This window comes from Thiothrix nivea DSM 5205, assembly GCF_000260135.1.
In the GTDB taxonomy this organism is placed as follows: Bacteria; Pseudomonadota; Gammaproteobacteria; order Thiotrichales; family Thiotrichaceae; genus Thiothrix; species Thiothrix nivea.
This window is the reverse complement of the sequence record NZ_JH651384.1, coordinates 2644991-2660763: the sequence shown is the minus strand read 5'-3', so window position 1 is coordinate 2660763 and position 15773 is coordinate 2644991. Positions and strand designations below refer to the sequence as shown.

The following is a 15773-nucleotide window of genomic DNA, read 5'->3' as shown; positions in this document are numbered from 1 at the left end:
CTTACACCCCACTCAAACCCACGCGCACAATCTGCACTACCCGCTCAACCATCGCTTTAGCCTGATCCATACCGCCACCAATCGCTTTGCATTCCTTGAACAGCAGCGGCAGCAGTTTTTTGCGGATGTCGGCTTCGATGTTTTGCGGATTGATGGAATGTTCCGCGACAGATTGTTCCACATGCGTATCCAAGACGAAGGCGAGTTGCACCCATTGGTCTTGCGTGGCTTGATCAACAGCCGTGAATACTTCCGGCAAGGTTTGTTTGAACACGCCGAAATACGCCTGCGCGTGGTGGTTGCCTGCAAACACATTCGGCATATCCGGCACGCGCCGTTGCTGCACTTGCTCGGCGAAATCGTGGAATAACAGGTATTGCTTGAGCGGGTGATCGAACAGCTTTTCAGCCTCGGCAATCGCTAGGCGTAGCAATTTGGAAAAGGCTTCCTGTGCGTAAGGGTCATCACACAAATCCTGTTCGATCATGCGTGTCACACGGGTTTTGATAATATCGGTTTCGTTGCGGGTCTTGTCCGCGCTCCAATCTTCGGGGGCTTGCTTTTGCCCCATTTTATTCACTTCGTAAACACCTTGCGCATCTTTGATGTCAACGCCGACCACATGCTTGTCCAGCAGCTTTTTTACCTGCGCGACATATTGGTCGTACTGGATGGTTTCGCCTGCGTCCTGTTTTGCCAATTGACGCAGGCTGGAAAACTGCTTGAGGGTTTCCTTGTAATGGCGGCGGTCAGTATCGCTGAAACTGGTATCGGCAAAGAAGGTGGCAGATTGCAACGCAACTTTCAGGCAACTGGCGAAGGCGGTCAGGGCTTCGTAGAAGTCTTCGCGGGTTTTCAGGTTGGCATCGACTAATTCTTGCGAAGAGTTGACCCCCTCCCAACCTCCCCCTTTCCAGGGGGAGGAGTGAAGAGAGGAGTCTGCGTTTCTTGCCCCCTCCCCTGGCAAGGGGAGGGTTGGGGTGGGGTCTCCCCCAACATAAACCATCTTCGGCACAAGCACCTGCCGCAATTGCTCAATATCGTGCTTATTCTTAACCCCAGCAAAAATCGCCCACAAGGTTTTGTAAAGTTGTGGCAAGCGTTTGTATTCGGTACTCATCTGGCTATACAAACCCGCAATATCATTGATGTCGTAACCGCCTTGGGTACGCGCTGCTAAATCCTGATATTTTTGAAGGGTGGTATCGAGTTCCGCCAGAATGCCGCGATAGTCGATCAGCAAGCCAAACTTTTTCAGCGGGTGCAAACGGTTGACCCGCGCAATCGCTTGAATCAAGTTGTGTTGCTTTAAGGGTTTGTCGATATACAGCACCGTATTTTTCGGTTCGTCGAAACCCGTCAGCAGCTTGTCGACCACAATCAACAGCTTCAACGCCTCGTCTTTGTCGAAACGCTCAATAATGGCTTTGGTATAGGCGGCTTCGTCTTGCGTGCCAACGTTGGTTTTCCACCACGCGGCTACAGCGGGCAGTGCTTCTTCATCCACATCGGTATTGCCTTCGCGGGTGTCAGGCGGACTCATGACCACGGCGGATCCAAACAACCCAGCTTCGTCAAGGTATTGTTTGTACTTGATGGCGGAGGCTTTGCTGTCGCACGCCAGTTGCCCTTTCAAACCGTCGTCGATGTTTTTCACGAAGTGGTTGGCAATGTCGAGCGCAATCAGGCGGATGCGGTCATCCACGCTGTAGATTTCACCTTTGCGGGCAAACTTGCGTTTCAGGTCGGTCTTTTGTTCAGCGGTCAAGCCTTCGGTAATGCGTTCAAACCAGCTATCAATGGCGCGTTCATTGACATCTAAATCGGGGATGCGCTCTTCGTACAATAGCGGTGTAACGGTCTGATCATCCACGGCGCGTTGCATGGTGTAGGCGTGAATGATCTTACCGAATTTGCCTTCGGTCTTGTCGTCTTTCAGCAAAGGCGTGCCTGTAAACGCCACAAACGCGGCTTTGGGCAATGCCTGTTTCATGCGGATGTGGTTTTCACCGCCTTGGCTACGATGACCTGCGTCGATCAGCACAATCATATTCGGGCTGGCATTGCGGCATTCGGGCAGTTTGGTGGCACTGTTAAACTTCTGGATCAGGGAAAATAGGATGCGTTCCGTGCCTTTACCAATCTGTTCGGCAAGGCGTTTGCCGGAGGTTGCCATTGCCGCTTCTTTGTCTTTTTTGCTAGCTAACTCGCCGCCGGAGAGGAAGGTTTTACTGAGTTGACTTTCTAAATCTACCCTGTCGGTGACAACCAAAATACGGCAGTGTTTGAGGGAGTCGTGCAGGATCAGGGCTTTGCTGAGGAAAACCATTGTGAAGGATTTGCCTGAGCCGGTGGTGTGCCAGATCACGCCGCCGCGTGAAGAGACCCCACCCCAACCCTCCCCTTGCCAGGGGAGGGAGCAAGAATCCCGCACCATGTTCTTATCTCCTCCCCCTGGCAAGGGGGAGTCAGGGAGGGGGTCTTTCCCCGTCAACCGCTCGATCAGCCGTTTTATCGCAAACACCTGCTGATAACGCGCAACAATTTTGCCAACCTTTTTATCGAACAAGGTGTAAAACCGCACCATTTCCAATAAGCGTTGTGGTTGTAACAGGCTAATCAGCAAATGATCTTGCCCTGTCACTGCCAATTCAGCGGTACTCCAAGCCTGATACCACGCCCAATCTTGGGCTGTGCGGTGGGCAAACAGGATTTCGGTTTGTAGTGCGGTCAGCGGGCGGTTTTTGATGGCGTGCATTTCCGCAGGGCTGATGTCTTCCTCGCGCCATGCTGACCAGAATTTACTGGGGGTGGCACAGGTTGCGTAACGGCCTTCAGCACCATTGATGGAGAGCAATAATTGGCTGTAAGCGAACAGGTGCGGGATTTCGTCGGGGCGTTGATTGCGCAGACTTTGTGAAATGCCTTCGTCGATGGTGGGAGCTTTGTTCGCGTGACCATTGGGGCGTTTGGCTTCGATGACTACCAACGGGATGCCATTGACGAAACACACGATGTCAGGGCGGCGTGTATCGACACCGCCCGCGCGGGTAATACTAAATTCTTCGGTAAAGCTGAAATGGTTGTTGGCGGGGTTATGCCAGTCGATCAGGGCAATGGTCGGGTTGGCTTTTTTGCCGTCAACAAATTCGGTGATGGAAATGCCGTACAGCAGGTGGTTGTAGAGCTTTTCGTTGGCAGACAGCAAACCTTCGTTGAGGGCGGGGCTGCACACTTCAGCAATCAGGTTATCCAGCGCGTGGCTCGACAGGGCATATTCACGACCCGCGAAGGTAAAACGGCGTTTTTGCAATTCGCTGCGCAAGATGTCGCGCAACACCACCTGATCGTAATGGCCGTGGCGGGCAATCACGGCCTGTTGCGGGGAGAGGAATGACCACCCCAATTGGCTCAACAGTGCCAATGCGGGGAGTTTGGCGCTGTATTCTTCTTGGAAGCGTGGCAAGGCTGGCATTATTTATTCCCTTTTTGTGCCTTGAAGTCTTCCAATATCACAATTTTATCCGTGTATGGCGGCGGCTTCACATCATCGGGTATGTCATTCCATGCGCTAAAACTGCGACGGTGTAGGTCAGCAAAATGTTGCTTGATGCTCGCCGCCTGTTCTGGTGTGAAACCGCAAAATTGCTGTAGCCAGAACAACAGCATTTGCTCATCTGGCTGGGTATAGTCCCTGCTTTGCTTGGTTTTACGCAATGTACGGTTGATGTAACTGCTGAAATGCAGCATTTCGCCTTCGTTATCCGGCACGTATCCGCTGGCATTCACGGTTTCGGTGAACTGCGAAACCACATCGTTGATATGAGCTTGTACGCTGCGATCGGAACGTTGACACAAGAAAATATCAGCAGTTTGCGCCATGAATTCGTTAATGAACATGGCGAACTGTTCTTCCTTCAAGATGCCAGATTGCAATGCAAACCCGAATAATTGATCCAGCAGACGGGGTTTGAAGCGGTCAATGAACGCATCGGGATTGCCTTTAGGCATGGCGGTGAGGATGACGCTGAAACGGGTGTTGACCTCCATCGCTATCAGGCAATGTTTGCGCTTGAGCGTGATGGCGTGCAGTACCCACTGGAACAGTAACGTCTGACTGCCATCAGTATGTTGTATACGTTGGCTAGCGGTGGTGATGTCCTGGTTGGGCGCATACACGGGCGATTGCTTCACGCCTTTGCAGGTGGCGGGGAAAAACTCGGTGGCGGCTTTGGTACAGTTGAAGATTAGCATGACTGGCTCACTAAAGAAGATGTGGCTTGCTGAGTTCGTAATCGTTTCATGAGATTGCCTGCGTATAACGCTCATGCAACCCTTCCAACCCCGCAATATCTGAATCTTGTGATGCCAGTTCCAAATCATGGCACTTGGCACTGGCAAGGTGGAACACATCAAACTTGCGCTTTTCAATATTGCGTTGCTGGTCTGGAATCTCTGCACGGTCAAAGCGGAATAAGTTGGCTGCCAATTCGGAGACATGGCGGTTGACATCCAGTTCGGTCAAACCATCCAGTGATTGTTTCAACTGGGCAAAACGTACCTGATCTTGCCAGCCAATGCCGCGCAGCACTTCGTAGCGAATCAATGGGGTGATAATCAGCGTCACCTCCGCATTGCTCAATAAGGCTGCCAAGGTTTGTTTGGCTTTGGCACGTTCGGCTTCGGAAGTTGTGCTACCGTCATCCAAGGCGGCGATCAATAAGTTTGCGTCTAATAAAACCTTACGCATTGTCATTACACCCCCTGTCCATTGATCAGGTTGAGCAACTGTTGTTTCGCTTGTTGCTGATCAGCGGGAACGAGGCTGTCCAGTTTCAGACGATTCAAATCAATATCAAAGGCTTCTTGCAGCACATCAATCAACGAGGTGGTGCTGGGTGAAGTAATCGCTTGGGTACGTACCACGCCATCGGTAGCGCGTTGCAGGCGGTAGGCCTCACCCGCCTTGAGTTGTGACAGCACGATAGAAGAATGGGTGGTGATATAAAAGGTGGTATTCGGGAATAAATGTTTGAGCAAGGGGATGATCTTTGCTTGCCAAGACAGATGCAGGTGGCTTTCGATTTCATCAATCAGCACGATACCCTTCACCTGTTGCAAGCGGGTTTCATTGGTGAAATAGCCATAACCGGACACAATCGCCTGTAGCATTTTCAGGATGGAAGCAAAACCAGTGCTCAGGTGGGACAGCTCACGCGGCTGACCATCAATTTTCAGATTGACCCGACCATCACCGCTGATTTGCATGTATTTTGGGTCGATACGGCTGTCGATTTTGTTTAGCAACTCCAGCACTACACGAATTTCGATGTCGCGGTTATCTTCCTGCTTTTGGTAAGGGTTAGCAGATTGGGCTAGGGTGACAAACCATTCTTCAATGCCCGTATCCATATTCAGGCTGGTGAAGTTGTTGTTCATGCCTTGAATCAAACGTTGGAAATAGGCATTACGGCGTTGTTCCAATGTACCGATAGCTTTAGCTGGTTTGTTGTCGTGTTGGATAAATCCCCGGTTCTGCGAAGCAAGAAATACTATTGGCAGATGATGTGAGGGAAATTGTGCCGTTAGCTGATCACGTATTCCATTTGCCGTTAGTGATGTGGGTAAAGGTATATGCTGAATTTCACGGAAACATAAAGCTATTCCCCAACCTGTTTGATAGTTAGCGAACGCTTCATTGGTTGCTAATAAAACCTGAAACAACGCTTCGAGTGTCTTGGTTTTGCCTACACCATTAGCACCTATCAGGGTATAAACTCGCTGGTTTTCCTGTAGGTTTAACTCGACGCTGCCTACGCCTTTGAGCCCTTCGATTTTAATTGGGTATGTCAACATACGTTTTTCCTCAATCTGAAGATGACCCCCACCCGGCCTCCCCCTTGCCAGGGGGAGGAGGAAGAGAGAGTGCTTGTTGGAGAGTGCTTGTTGGATTGTAGTTGATCACTCCCCCCTTACCAATATCTTCTAAATCTGCGACACTGCGGCGATGCCCCAGCAACTGAAAGACCACAGCCTCAAACAGCTTAACAGCCAGTACCTTGCCAAGCTCACGCCGGAGGAACTGCTGCACCTGTCGACGAAGTTGCTGCACGACCTGAAGGAAGCGCGGGAACGTAAGCGCTTCTAAATCCCCCTCCTTTCAGCGCCCCACGTAATCCCGGACACTCAGCCCATCAGCAACAGATTGCATGGGAGAACACGATGAATCCAGGTCAAGATGGGCGTCTGGCGTACTGGCAAGCCCAGCTCCAACGCTTCCAGTCCTCCGGCCTTTCCGGAGTCCAGTATTGTGAACAGGAACAGTTGAGTTACCACGGCTTTGTCTACTGGCGGCGCAAATTATGCGGTACGGCGGGCAAGCCGCCCGGGGATGGCAAACGCCCGGTATTGCCAGAGCCTTCCGGTTTCGTGACTGTCCGCCCGGCGCAGCCGGGGACAGACGCCCGGACGGGCGATGGCCTGGAGCTGTCCCTGCCGAATGGCCTGGTGATCAGGAATATCCACCCCGGCAATGTGGCCTTGCTGCGCCGGTTGCTGGGGCAGTTGTAATGGCCCGTTATTTCCGCCCCGCCGGGGAGATGCCGGACATTTACCTTTACCGCCCGCCCATTGATTTCCGCAAGGCCGCCCAGGGGCTGGCGGCGATCGTGGCGCAGGAATTGGGCCACGACCCGTTTGCCGGGGCGCTGTACGCCTTCACCAACCGCCAGCGCACGAAAATCAAATGCCTGTATTGGGAAGACAATGGCTTTGTGCTGTATTACAAAGCCCTGGCGGAAGAGAAGTTCCATTGGCCGCAAACGGGGGATGGCGGGGTGATGGCGCTGACGGCCCAGCAGATCAACTGGCTGCTGGACGGTTATGACATCAGCCTGCTCAAAGGGCATAAAAAGTTGTGCTACGGGGCGCTGTTTTAGCGACTTATCCTGATGATTTTGTTATCATTTAACCCATGGATTTAGCACCGCCGCCAGCCCCCAAAACCACATCCCATAGCGACCTGGACGCTGCCCGCCTGCGCCAGTTGCTGGCGCAGCAAGAGGCGGAATTTGCCGCCGTCCTGAAACAGCGTGACCACCATATCCAGCTCCTGGAAGAAATGCTGCGCCTGGCCAAAATACAGCGGTTTAGCGCCCAGTCTGAAAAGCTCCCCTTCCAGATTGACCTGTTTGATGAAGCCGAGTTGGCAACCGCGCTGGAGGACATCGCCGGACGACTGCCGGAGGCGGAACCCGCCAGGCCCCGCCCCAGCCAACGCCAGCGCGGCTTCCCGCCCGGGCTGAAGCGCCAACGGGTGGAGCTGTTGTTGGGTGATGCGGAAAAAGCCGGGGCGACCCGCACGTTTTTCACCAAGGTCAAGGAAGAGCTGGACTACATCCCGGCGCAACTGGTGGTGCTGGAATACTGGCAGGAAAAAGCCGTGTTTGCCGCCGGGGCCAGCCAGGATCCCGCCCCGGCAACGGCAGATGGCGGGCCAACGCTGGTCGCCGCCGCCCGTCCGCCCCATCCGTTGGGCAAATGCCATGCCAGCCTCAACCTGCTGACGCAGGTCATCATCGCCAAATACGCCGATGGCCTGCCCCTGTACCGCCTGGAGGGCATTTTCAAACGCCACGGCGCGGAACTCAGCCGCAGCAGCATGGCCCACTGGATCATCCGTCTGGAGGACAGCTTCAAACCCCTGCTCAACCTGCTGCGCGAAACCCAGAACAGCGGCGCTTACCTGCAAGGCGATGAAACCCGCATCCAGGTGCTGAAGGAGGACGGCAAAACCGCCCAGGCCGACAAATGGATGTGGGTGGTGCGGGGCGGCCCGCCGAACCAGGTGGCGGTCTTGTTTGAATACGACCCCAGCCGGGCGGGGAGCGTCCCCGAACGCCTACTGATGGACTTCCACGGCATTTTCCAGGCCGACGGCTATTCCGGTTACGCCGCCGTGTGCCGCAACAACGCCATCACCCGCATTGGCTGCTGGGACCATGCCCGCCGCAAGTTCGTGGAGGCCGTCAAGGCGGCGGGCGGCAAACAGGCCCGTGGCAAACCCACCCTGGCGGATATTGCCCTGGGCATGATCCGCAGGCTCTACCGCATCGAGGACAACATCAAGGGCCTGGACACGGCGGAGAAATACCGCCTGCGCCAGCAGTTGAGCGTGCCCCTGCTCAACGAACTGAAAACCTGGCTGGAAACGCAGGTCGGCAAGGTGATGAAAGGCGGCCTCACCCGCAAGGCGATGGAATACTGCCTCAACCAGTGGGAATACCTGAGTGGCTACTGCCAACGCGGCGACCTGCATATCAGCAATGTGCTGGCGGAGAACGCCATCCGTCCCTTTGCCGTGGGCCGCAAAGCCTGGCTGTTTGCCGACACCCCGCATGGCGCGCGCGCCAGCGCCGCCTGTTATTCCCTGATTGAAACCGCCAAGGCCAACGGCCTCGAACCGTATGCCTATATCCGCTATCTGCTGGAGCATATCGCCCAGGCCGACACCCTGGAAAAATGGGAGGCCCTCCTGCCATGGAATGTGCCGCTGGAGAAATGTGCGAAAAAAGTCCCTTTTTTTGACAAGGGCAAGTAGGGCGATTTAACGGCGCTTACGCGGGAACAGCTCAACCAGAATCCCAGCAACTCATCCCGTCCGCCCAGCAGTCGTTTCCCATGGGAAGGCCCACCGTCAGCCACTGCACAACCTGAACCCCAAGCACCGACGGCCAGGATAGACGAGGGGCTGTCCCCGGCAATCATGGCAAGCACAAAGCCAGCGGCAAAGGCCAAACGCAAGGCTGGCAAACAGCCGGGAGCGCCGGGTTACGGGCGGGTTTGGCATCCACCGGTGGATGCCGATGAACACCATTGCCCCAGCCACTGCGAAGCCTGCGGCAGGCCACTGGAGGCTGCCACTTGCCGGGTTTACAGCGCCTACGACAGTGTGGACATCCGTTTTGGCAGCGCCGAACAGCCCGGCCTGACGGTCATCACCACCCGCCATCACCTGTACGAAAACACCTGCACTTGCGGCCACGGTAGCCGCCATGTCCCGCACCGGGCAGTCCCCGACCCGTGTTTGTACCCTGGGGTTGAAGTGGGCGAATGGCGGCTGATCGGAGCCAACCTGGCGGCGCTGATTGTCCACCTGCGGCTACGTTCGCGCTTGTCGCTGCGGCTGACGCAGGAACTGTTGCGGGAGGTGTTGGGCATCCCCCTGAGCACCGGGGTGTTGCAGCAATGCTTCGAGGAAGCCGCCGCCAGCGCGATCCCCCTGGAAGACGCCCTGGTGGAAGACCTGCTGGCGGAAGCCACTGCCAATGGCGGGGTACTGTATGTGGATGAAACCTCCTGGAAGGAGCGCGGCGAAGCCCTGTGGTTGTGGACGTTTGTCACCACTCTCAGCGTCTGCTTTTACGTGGGGCAACGCACCATCGAGATGCTGGACAACGTGATTGGCGGACACTTTGGCGGCTGGCTGATGAGCGATGGCTATACCGCCTACCGCCATCACCCCAAACGGCTGCGCTGCTGGGCGCACCTGATCCGTAAGGCCCGCGGGCTGGCGGAATCGCTGGACCAGGATGGCCGGGCATTCGGCCACTTCACGCTGGCTTGGTTGGGTACGTTACAGGCCGACATTGACGCTTGGCGGGAAGCAGACGGCACGCCGGGAACCGCAACCGGGGTGATCCGCCAACGCCACCAGGCAAAACTGGCAGAATTCAGGGCACGGTGCCTAACCCAGGCCGAATCCGCCCATGACAAGACGGCGGCGTTGGCGAAGGAATTCATCAACGATTGGGAAGCCATCTTCCGCATCCTTGACCATCCATGGCTTCCTTTGACCAATAATGAGGCGGAGCGGGCGCTGCGCCATTGGGTGATCCTGCGCAAAACCAACCATGGGACCAAAAGCGCCACGGGGAGTCGTGCCTTTGCCCTGCTGGCCAGTATCAGCGGCACTTGCCGCAAGCGTGGGCAGTCCGCGCTCGCTTATCTTGCCAGTGTGATTGCCGCTGCGCGTGCGAACCTTACCCTCCCGCCCTTGCCGCAAGCAGTGGGAGTGTGAGCAATTACGTTGGATTTGGGTTAGGGTGGTTGGGGTGTCGTGTAGGACTTGGTGGTTGGTGAAGCGGAGGACTTGCAGACCGCAGCTTTTCAGCAGGTTGTCACGTTCTTGGTCGTATTGGCGGGCATCTTCGTTGGTGTGGATTTCGCCATCGACTTCAATGACTAGGGCGCGTTCTGGGCAGTAAAAATCAACAATGTAGTGGTGTATACCGTGTTGACGGCGGAATTTTACGCCTAGCTGGTTTTTGCGGAGGCGTTGCCATAGGTGGTGTTCGGCGGGCGTGGGTTGGCTGCGCAGCTCTTGACGACGTTCTTTGTATTGGGGGTGATTGTGGAGGCTGGAGGGTTGGGTGTAGGAGTTGACCCATTCCATATCTGCCACTTGTGAAGAGACCCCCTCCCGGCCTCCCCCTTGCCAGGGGGAGGAGGTAAGAGGAGTGTGTGGGGTTCTTGCTCCCTCCCCTGGCAAGGGGAGGGTTGGGGTGGAGTCTTTCTTCATGCTTTCACCCGCCGTTTCCCCGTCAACAACTGCTGCATCAAGGCTTTCTTCTCCTGCTTCAAACCCTCAAGCTTTTGCTGCAAAAGCTCAATTTCACGATCAGCCGCTGAAAGCACCGCCGCAATTGCCTGCTGTTCTTCAAAAGCGGGAAGTTTCATTTTTAACTTTTTAATGTCATCACTGTTAATTGATTCAAAAGTGCTGCCCCGTGATAACGATACCCACATCGGTTCAAACCAAAACAACCAATGATAGAGGTAATCTTGACTAACACCGAGAATGGCTCTAATACTTGCTATGCCACGTCCAATACAAGCGTTATGTTTTGACAATGCAATTGTGCCGACAGGTGCTCTAACACTGAGAAGAATATCACCTATGCGACATTCTTTTGTGATTTCAGAAGTAAAAACACGAGGAACTGATTTTCTATTTTTTACATCAGCATTTCCTTGAATTAATGGCAATCCCATGCCCAAATCATTGTATGCTTCGGATTTTGGTGATGATCCCATAGTAATAATTGCGATTTCTGAAAGATCGTGAGTTCTCCACTCTCCCTCAAACCCCTTCAACCGTTTTTTCCCCATCAGCAATTGCTGCATCAGGGCTTTTTTCTGCTGCTGACTGCTGGCAAGCAGTTGTTCGGTGGGAGGTGGGAATTTAACTGAAACACGGGCGAAATCGTTATAATAAAGCCGCAGTCTATCTTTCGTTAAGCCATAAGAATATGCCCAAAACAAATAAATTATTCTTGGAGTTTTAAATAAATACTCAGCATAGAGTGAATCAGCATTTTGGGTTGGCTTCAATACAACATATGCAGGACTCACCATTCCATCACAACTTGCTCGACCGAGTGCACCTTTCCATACCCGCACCATGTTGTAGGCAATGTAACCTTTCTGCACTAGCAGATGCTCATCTGAATCAAGATTTGTTTCTGTACGCCGATCTAATTCGCTTCTGATAACAAGCCCATCATTGAGGGTAACAGAGAATAAAGGCAGTCCATTCCATCCTTTTTTACGGCTTGATTTAAATAAATCGCCGAGACGGTACTCAATCATGGTTTCACCCCCAACGCTTGCCCGTAAGCACTTTTTCGTATTTCACGCATAGCCCAGATTCTGCTTCGCAGAATTGACCCCCACCTAACCTCCCCCTTGCCAGGGGGAGGAACAAGAACGCACCTCTCTCTTACTCCCTCCCCTGGCAAGGGGAGGGTTAGGGTGGGGTCATCTTCCCGTAAGGAAAGGAGTAGAATGAAGCTTCTTCCAATACGAACATTCAATATTTCCCTCATACCCCACCCCGATACTTGGCTACATCTTCTTTTACTCCCAACGCCCACCAATACGGCTCGAAACTTTCCGCTACCACTGCCGCTATCAGTGTCAGAAACGGGGCGTAGTTGTCGTGGCAATGCGCCCGATCCAAGGCTTCGTAGTATTCCAAACGGCGTTGAACGGGTAGCACTGCCGCCGGAAAGCCCGCTTTCATCAATTCCAAATTCATGAGCAGGCGTGAAGTCCGCCCATTGCCATCAACAAACGGATGAATTTTCACAAATTCACCATGTACCCGCGCTGCCCGCTCCACCGGATGCAATTGCATCGCCTGCGTTTCATACCAGCCGATAAAGTCCGCCATTGCTTGAGGCACATGCACCGCTTCCACAGGTTTGTGTTCCGCACCCGCAATCAGCACGTTGATTTGCCGATAGCGTCCGGCATTGGCGTTATCAATGTTTTTCAGCACCAGTTGATGCAGTTGCTTGATGCCCCACTCATTCAGCGGCGCGTTTTGCTGTACCAGTTCTTCCATGAACAAAATGGCTTCACGGTGATTGATGGCCTCAAAATGTTCCCGCAAGGTTTTGCCACCAACGGTAATGCCTTCCAGTGCAACCTTGGTTTCCTTGAGGGTGAGGGTGTTCCCTTCGATAGCATTGCTGTGGTATGTCCATTGCAACACCAAGGATTCATGCAGGTTGGCAATCACCGCAGGCGGTAAGGGGCGGTAACTGTCGAGTTTGGCTTTGAGGGTATCCAAGGTTTGCAATGTGTCACTCATACCCCAACTCCTGCAAATACCCCGCCATTTCCGATTCCAACGCCGCCAATTGTTGTTGCAGTTGCAACCGCTCGCGCCGTACCGCCATCAAATCAATGGTCTCCTCTTCCTCGAAAGTATCGACATAGCGCGGAATGTTGAGGTTGTAATCGTTCTCGCGGATTTCGGCAAGGCTGGCGAGGTGGGCGTATTTCTCCACGCTTTTGCCAGCCTGATACGTCTCCAGCACTTTGCGGATATTCTCCGCCGTCAGCAAGTTCTGGTTCTTGCCCGCCTTGCACTCGCGGCTGGCATCAATGAACAAGACCCCCTCCCGGCCTCCCCCTTGCCAGGGGGAGGAGTCAATAATTTCCTTCTTCTCTCTTACTCCCTCCCCTGGCAAGGGGAGGGCTGGGGTGGGGTCTCTTCCCTTTCTGAAAATCAGGATCGCCGCTGGAATGCCCGTGCCGTAAAACAGCTTTTCCGGCAAACCAATCACCGCATCCAGCAAGTTTTCCTCAATCAGCTTCTGGCGGATTTGCCCCTCGGATGACCCCCGAAACAACACCCCATGCGGCACCACCACACCCATGCGCCCGGTATCCGGCTTCAGCGTTTCGATCATGTGCAGGATGAAGGCATAGTCACCCTTGGTTTTGGGCGGAATGCCGCGCCGGAAACGGCTGAACTTGTCATTTTCCGCGTCGTCATGCCCCCATTTATCCAGTGAAAACGGCGGGTTGGCAGTCACGATGTCAAACAGCATCAGGTTGCCGTTTTTATCCAGCAATTTGGGGTTGCGGATGGTGTCGCCCCATTCGATCTTGTGGTTGTCTTCGCCGTGCAGGAACATATTCATCTTCGCCAGCGACCAGGTAGAACCAATCGCCTCCTGCCCGTACAGCGCGTATTGCTTGCTGCCGAAGTTGGCGACGATCTTGCGCCCACACTTCATCAGCAATGACCCCGAACCACACGCCGGGTCACAAATGCTGTCGCCCGGTTGTGGCTCTAATAGCTCCGCCATCAAATCGGAAACTTCCGGCGGGGTATAAAACTCGCCCGCCTTTTGCCCGCCACTGGCAGCAAAGTTCTTGATCATGTACTCGTAGGCGTTGCCAATCACATCCAGCGCCCCTACGCGGCTGGGTTTGAGGTTGAGTTCCGGCTTGGCGAAATCTTCCAGCAAGTGGCGCAAGATGGTGTTTTTCTGCTTTTCCTCGCCCAGCTTGTCGGTGTTAAACGAAATGTCTTGGAACACGCTTTTGCCCGCATCCTTGAGTTTCGTGCCGTTGGCTTCCTCAATCGCGTGCAAGGCTTGGTCAATGCGCTCGCCGTTGCCCGGTTCATGGCGACGTTCATACAAAGCATAGAAACTGGCGATGGGCGGCAACACAAAGCGTTCGCTTTTCATCATCTCGGTAATCAGTTCTGGCTCGTCACCGTATTCCACCTGATAGCGTTCGTAGTGATCTTGCCACACATCCGAGATGTACTTGAGGAACAGCATGGTGAGGATGAAATCCTTGTAGGTATCAGCACTGATCGTGCCGCGAAAGGTATCACAAGCTGCCCACAGGGCTTTGTTGATGCTGTCTTGGCTGATGGTGTCGGTCATGCGCTTATTGATCCTTTTTGCCTAATACTTTTGTGCCAGTTTCCAATTGTTTAATCGCCTTCTCTGGCGTAGGCAGGTTTTCTGGCATTGTTCCGCCCAGTTCTTCAATGGTTTGCCTGACTTTCCGACCCACTGCAAAATGGGTTTGGTTAGCCTGATGCTTGCCTTGCACATTGTCACGCTTGAGCTTTTCTTCTGTTTGCGTGGCTCTGAACAGGTTGGCTGCGAGTTCGGTTGACCCCATGTGATCAAGGATTTTTTGGCTTTTTTTCAGCCCTTTGCGGGTATGAATACCTTTTTGATCAAGCCCACCGTACAGCCCTTTGTAACCGTGATTCTGAAAAATGGCGAAGTCCAAGTTGGTCGCAACGCCTGCCTGTTGGGCTGCTTCAACTAATTGCTTATTATGTTCCCTGAGTTCATTGCGTAAAAACAGGCGTTTTTCATCCTCCTTAAGCTGCTTGAATGCGTCATCGTCCGCTAGCTCTTGCCGCCGTGTTTGCACCGCAAAGTATGTTTGTCCTGCGGCGATGACAGGCTTGGATGGCTCGCCATTTTGTACTACCAAATAGCAGGCGTAACGGGACAACTTCACATCATCGAGCTTACGTTGTGCTCCTGATCCAATTTTGACCATTACGAGGATGTCCTCGAAATGGTCATTGATGGCATGTCCACTATTTAGGCACGATTCTTGGGCTTTGCTGAGAACTGGCAGAAAGTGGCGATATTCTGAGTATCCAATCAACTTTGAAAGTTCACGTGCAGACCAGTATTCAATACCGTCGTTATCTAGGTGTTTATACTGTTCAAACAGTTGATGTTCCTGATCCATAATTAAACCTCCTTAATGACGTGACAAGTCACTGGCAATGGTATTCATCAGGTGTTCGCCGTTACGCTGTAGTTGTGCAAGCACTTGTTGTTCCCGTGCAAGCGTATTGGCAAGTTGGATAATGGCGTGTTGTTTACTCAACGGTGGTGCAACGATAGGGGTATTTTCCAGCACACTGCGACGGATGCTTTTGGTCACACTGCCTTCGGCTTCACGCTGAAAGTATTGTTGACAGGGGTATTGGTTGAGCCACCACACCAAGAACGCGGGTAATACATCAGGTGTCGCAAGGCGCAAGATGAAAAAATGGGGAGCTGCTACAGCTTGATAGTGGCTAACAGCCTCATCGACCAACACGGCATAGTTTTTCGTGCCGCGTGCTGAAAACAAAATATCGTTTGCTGATAAAAAATCCGCTGAACGTTGACTAGGCAACTCTGTGCAAAGACAAGCCGACCACTCAATGACTTGATCCACAAAGGTATCTTTCATTTGCACCACCCGCACGGCTGCGTTGGGTATTGCCATGATTGCCCCTCGAAACGGATAACCCGCTTTCGCCGATGCAATGTCTTTAAGCCACATTTTCTACATCCTCAATGATGACGTAGCAACAATAGCAAGCCAAGGGAGATGCGGCAATATATTTTTTTGCGTAAACGCCAATGATGTAGTGAATAGGTGAT

At 53.5% G+C, this 15773-nt stretch carries 14 protein-coding genes and 1 pseudogene; 5 read left to right on the top strand and 10 right to left on the bottom strand.

The features are described from left to right. Position 1: 1 nt before the first annotated feature. From THINI_RS13330 to THINI_RS24380, 4 genes are read right to left on the bottom strand one after another with little or no spacing between them, the layout of a single operon-like run. The gene (locus THINI_RS13330) at positions 2-3475 is read right to left on the bottom strand and encodes a type I restriction endonuclease subunit R (RefSeq protein WP_002709093.1); all 3474 of its coding nucleotides are present in this window, start codon (positions 3473-3475) and stop codon (positions 2-4) included. After that, the gene (locus THINI_RS13325) at positions 3475-4254 is read right to left on the bottom strand and encodes a DUF6933 domain-containing protein (RefSeq protein ID WP_002709092.1); all 780 of its coding nucleotides are present in this window, start codon (positions 4252-4254) and stop codon (positions 3475-3477) included. The genes THINI_RS13330 and THINI_RS13325 overlap by 1 nt, the downstream gene beginning before the upstream one ends. 46 nt (positions 4255-4300) lie before the next feature. Next, entirely contained in the window at positions 4301-4750 is a 450-nt protein-coding gene (locus THINI_RS13320; RefSeq protein ID WP_081485972.1) for a type II toxin-antitoxin system VapC family toxin, read from the bottom strand. Between the two features lie 5 nt (positions 4751-4755). Beyond that, positions 4756-5856 carry an AAA family ATPase gene (locus THINI_RS24380; protein ID WP_002709090.1) on the bottom strand — a complete coding sequence of 367 codons (1101 nt, stop codon included), beginning with the start codon at positions 5854-5856 and terminating at the stop codon, positions 4756-4758. Between the two features lie 151 nt (positions 5857-6007). Between THINI_RS24380 and THINI_RS25270 the strand changes: the two genes are divergently transcribed. The 5 genes from THINI_RS25270 (at position 6008) to tnpC (THINI_RS13295) (ending at position 10078) form a co-directional block, all read left to right on the top strand. After that, entirely contained in the window at positions 6008-6148 is a 141-nt protein-coding gene (locus THINI_RS25270; RefSeq protein ID WP_154724416.1) for a hypothetical protein, read from the top strand. 74 nt (positions 6149-6222) lie between these two features. Beyond that, positions 6223-6570, top strand: coding sequence for an IS66 family insertion sequence element accessory protein TnpA (tnpA, locus tag THINI_RS25730; protein ID WP_002706643.1), 348 nt, complete (start codon positions 6223-6225; stop codon positions 6568-6570). Continuing rightward, positions 6570-6938 carry an IS66 family insertion sequence element accessory protein TnpB gene (tnpB, locus tag THINI_RS25725; protein WP_002706841.1) on the top strand — a complete coding sequence of 123 codons (369 nt, stop codon included), beginning with the start codon at positions 6570-6572 and terminating at the stop codon, positions 6936-6938. Before tnpA ends, tnpB begins: the two co-directional genes overlap by 1 nt. Positions 6939-6973: 35 nt before the next feature. Then, on the top strand, positions 6974-8599 hold the full coding sequence (gene tnpC / locus THINI_RS13300; RefSeq protein ID WP_002707094.1) for an IS66 family transposase: 1626 nt from the start codon (positions 6974-6976) through the stop codon (positions 8597-8599). A gap of 165 nt (positions 8600-8764) precedes the next feature. Then, complete coding sequence (tnpC, locus tag THINI_RS13295; RefSeq protein WP_002709089.1) at positions 8765-10078, top strand: IS66 family transposase; 1314 nt, start codon at positions 8765-8767, stop codon at positions 10076-10078. A 60-nt stretch (positions 10079-10138) separates the two neighbouring features. On the opposite strand, the pseudogene THINI_RS24375 reads toward tnpC (THINI_RS13295), so the two are convergent. The 6 genes and pseudogenes from THINI_RS24375 to THINI_RS13270 all read right to left on the bottom strand — a co-directional run. Beyond that, positions 10139-10453, bottom strand: a pseudogene (locus tag THINI_RS24375) (endonuclease domain-containing protein); the annotation flags it as partial. Positions 10454-10575: 122 nt separating this feature from the next. Further along, positions 10576-11649: a restriction endonuclease subunit S gene (locus tag THINI_RS24370; RefSeq protein WP_002709088.1), complete on the bottom strand. Its 1074-nt coding sequence runs from the start codon at positions 11647-11649 to the stop codon at positions 10576-10578. 232 nt (positions 11650-11881) lie between these two features. Then, positions 11882-12655: a Fic family protein gene (locus tag THINI_RS13285; RefSeq protein ID WP_002709087.1), complete on the bottom strand. Its 774-nt coding sequence runs from the start codon at positions 12653-12655 to the stop codon at positions 11882-11884. Next, on the bottom strand, positions 12648-14252 hold the full coding sequence (locus THINI_RS13280; RefSeq protein ID WP_002709086.1) for a type I restriction-modification system subunit M: 1605 nt from the start codon (positions 14250-14252) through the stop codon (positions 12648-12650). The genes THINI_RS13285 and THINI_RS13280 overlap by 8 nt, the downstream gene beginning before the upstream one ends. Before the next feature lie 4 nt (positions 14253-14256). Continuing rightward, positions 14257-15087, bottom strand: a complete 831-nt coding sequence (gene dinD, locus THINI_RS13275) for a DNA damage-inducible protein D (RefSeq protein WP_002709085.1) — start codon at positions 15085-15087, stop codon at positions 14257-14259. A 12-nt stretch (positions 15088-15099) separates the two neighbouring features. Beyond that, entirely contained in the window at positions 15100-15672 is a 573-nt protein-coding gene (locus tag THINI_RS13270) for a restriction endonuclease subunit S domain-containing protein (RefSeq protein ID WP_002709084.1), read from the bottom strand. Positions 15673-15773: the final 101 nt, after the last annotated feature.

Bases quoted from the DNA above. Each gene is read 5' to 3' on its own strand.
- THINI_RS13330 (WP_002709093.1), bottom strand. From the start codon at position 3,475: ATGCCAGCCTTGCCACGCTTCCAAGAAGAATACAGCGCCAAACTCCCC.
- THINI_RS13325 (WP_002709092.1), bottom strand. From the start codon at position 4,254: ATGCTAATCTTCAACTGTACCAAAGCCGCCACCGAGTTTTTCCCCGCC.
- THINI_RS13320 (WP_081485972.1), bottom strand. From the start codon at position 4,750: ATGCGTAAGGTTTTATTAGACGCAAACTTATTGATCGCCGCCTTGGAT.
- THINI_RS24380 (WP_002709090.1), bottom strand. From the start codon at position 5,856: ATGTTGACATACCCAATTAAAATCGAAGGGCTCAAAGGCGTAGGCAGC.
- THINI_RS25270 (WP_154724416.1), top strand. From the start codon at position 6,008: ATGCCCCAGCAACTGAAAGACCACAGCCTCAAACAGCTTAACAGCCAG.
- tnpA (WP_002706643.1), top strand. From the start codon at position 6,223: ATGAATCCAGGTCAAGATGGGCGTCTGGCGTACTGGCAAGCCCAGCTC.
- tnpB (WP_002706841.1), top strand. From the start codon at position 6,570: ATGGCCCGTTATTTCCGCCCCGCCGGGGAGATGCCGGACATTTACCTT.
- tnpC (WP_002707094.1), top strand. From the start codon at position 6,974: ATGGATTTAGCACCGCCGCCAGCCCCCAAAACCACATCCCATAGCGAC.
- tnpC (WP_002709089.1), top strand. From the start codon at position 8,765: ATGGCAAGCACAAAGCCAGCGGCAAAGGCCAAACGCAAGGCTGGCAAA.
- THINI_RS24370 (WP_002709088.1), bottom strand. From the start codon at position 11,649: ATGATTGAGTACCGTCTCGGCGATTTATTTAAATCAAGCCGTAAAAAA.
- THINI_RS13285 (WP_002709087.1), bottom strand. From the start codon at position 12,655: ATGAGTGACACATTGCAAACCTTGGATACCCTCAAAGCCAAACTCGAC.
- THINI_RS13280 (WP_002709086.1), bottom strand. From the start codon at position 14,252: ATGACCGACACCATCAGCCAAGACAGCATCAACAAAGCCCTGTGGGCA.
- dinD (WP_002709085.1), bottom strand. From the start codon at position 15,087: ATGGATCAGGAACATCAACTGTTTGAACAGTATAAACACCTAGATAAC.
- THINI_RS13270 (WP_002709084.1), bottom strand. From the start codon at position 15,672: ATGTGGCTTAAAGACATTGCATCGGCGAAAGCGGGTTATCCGTTTCGA.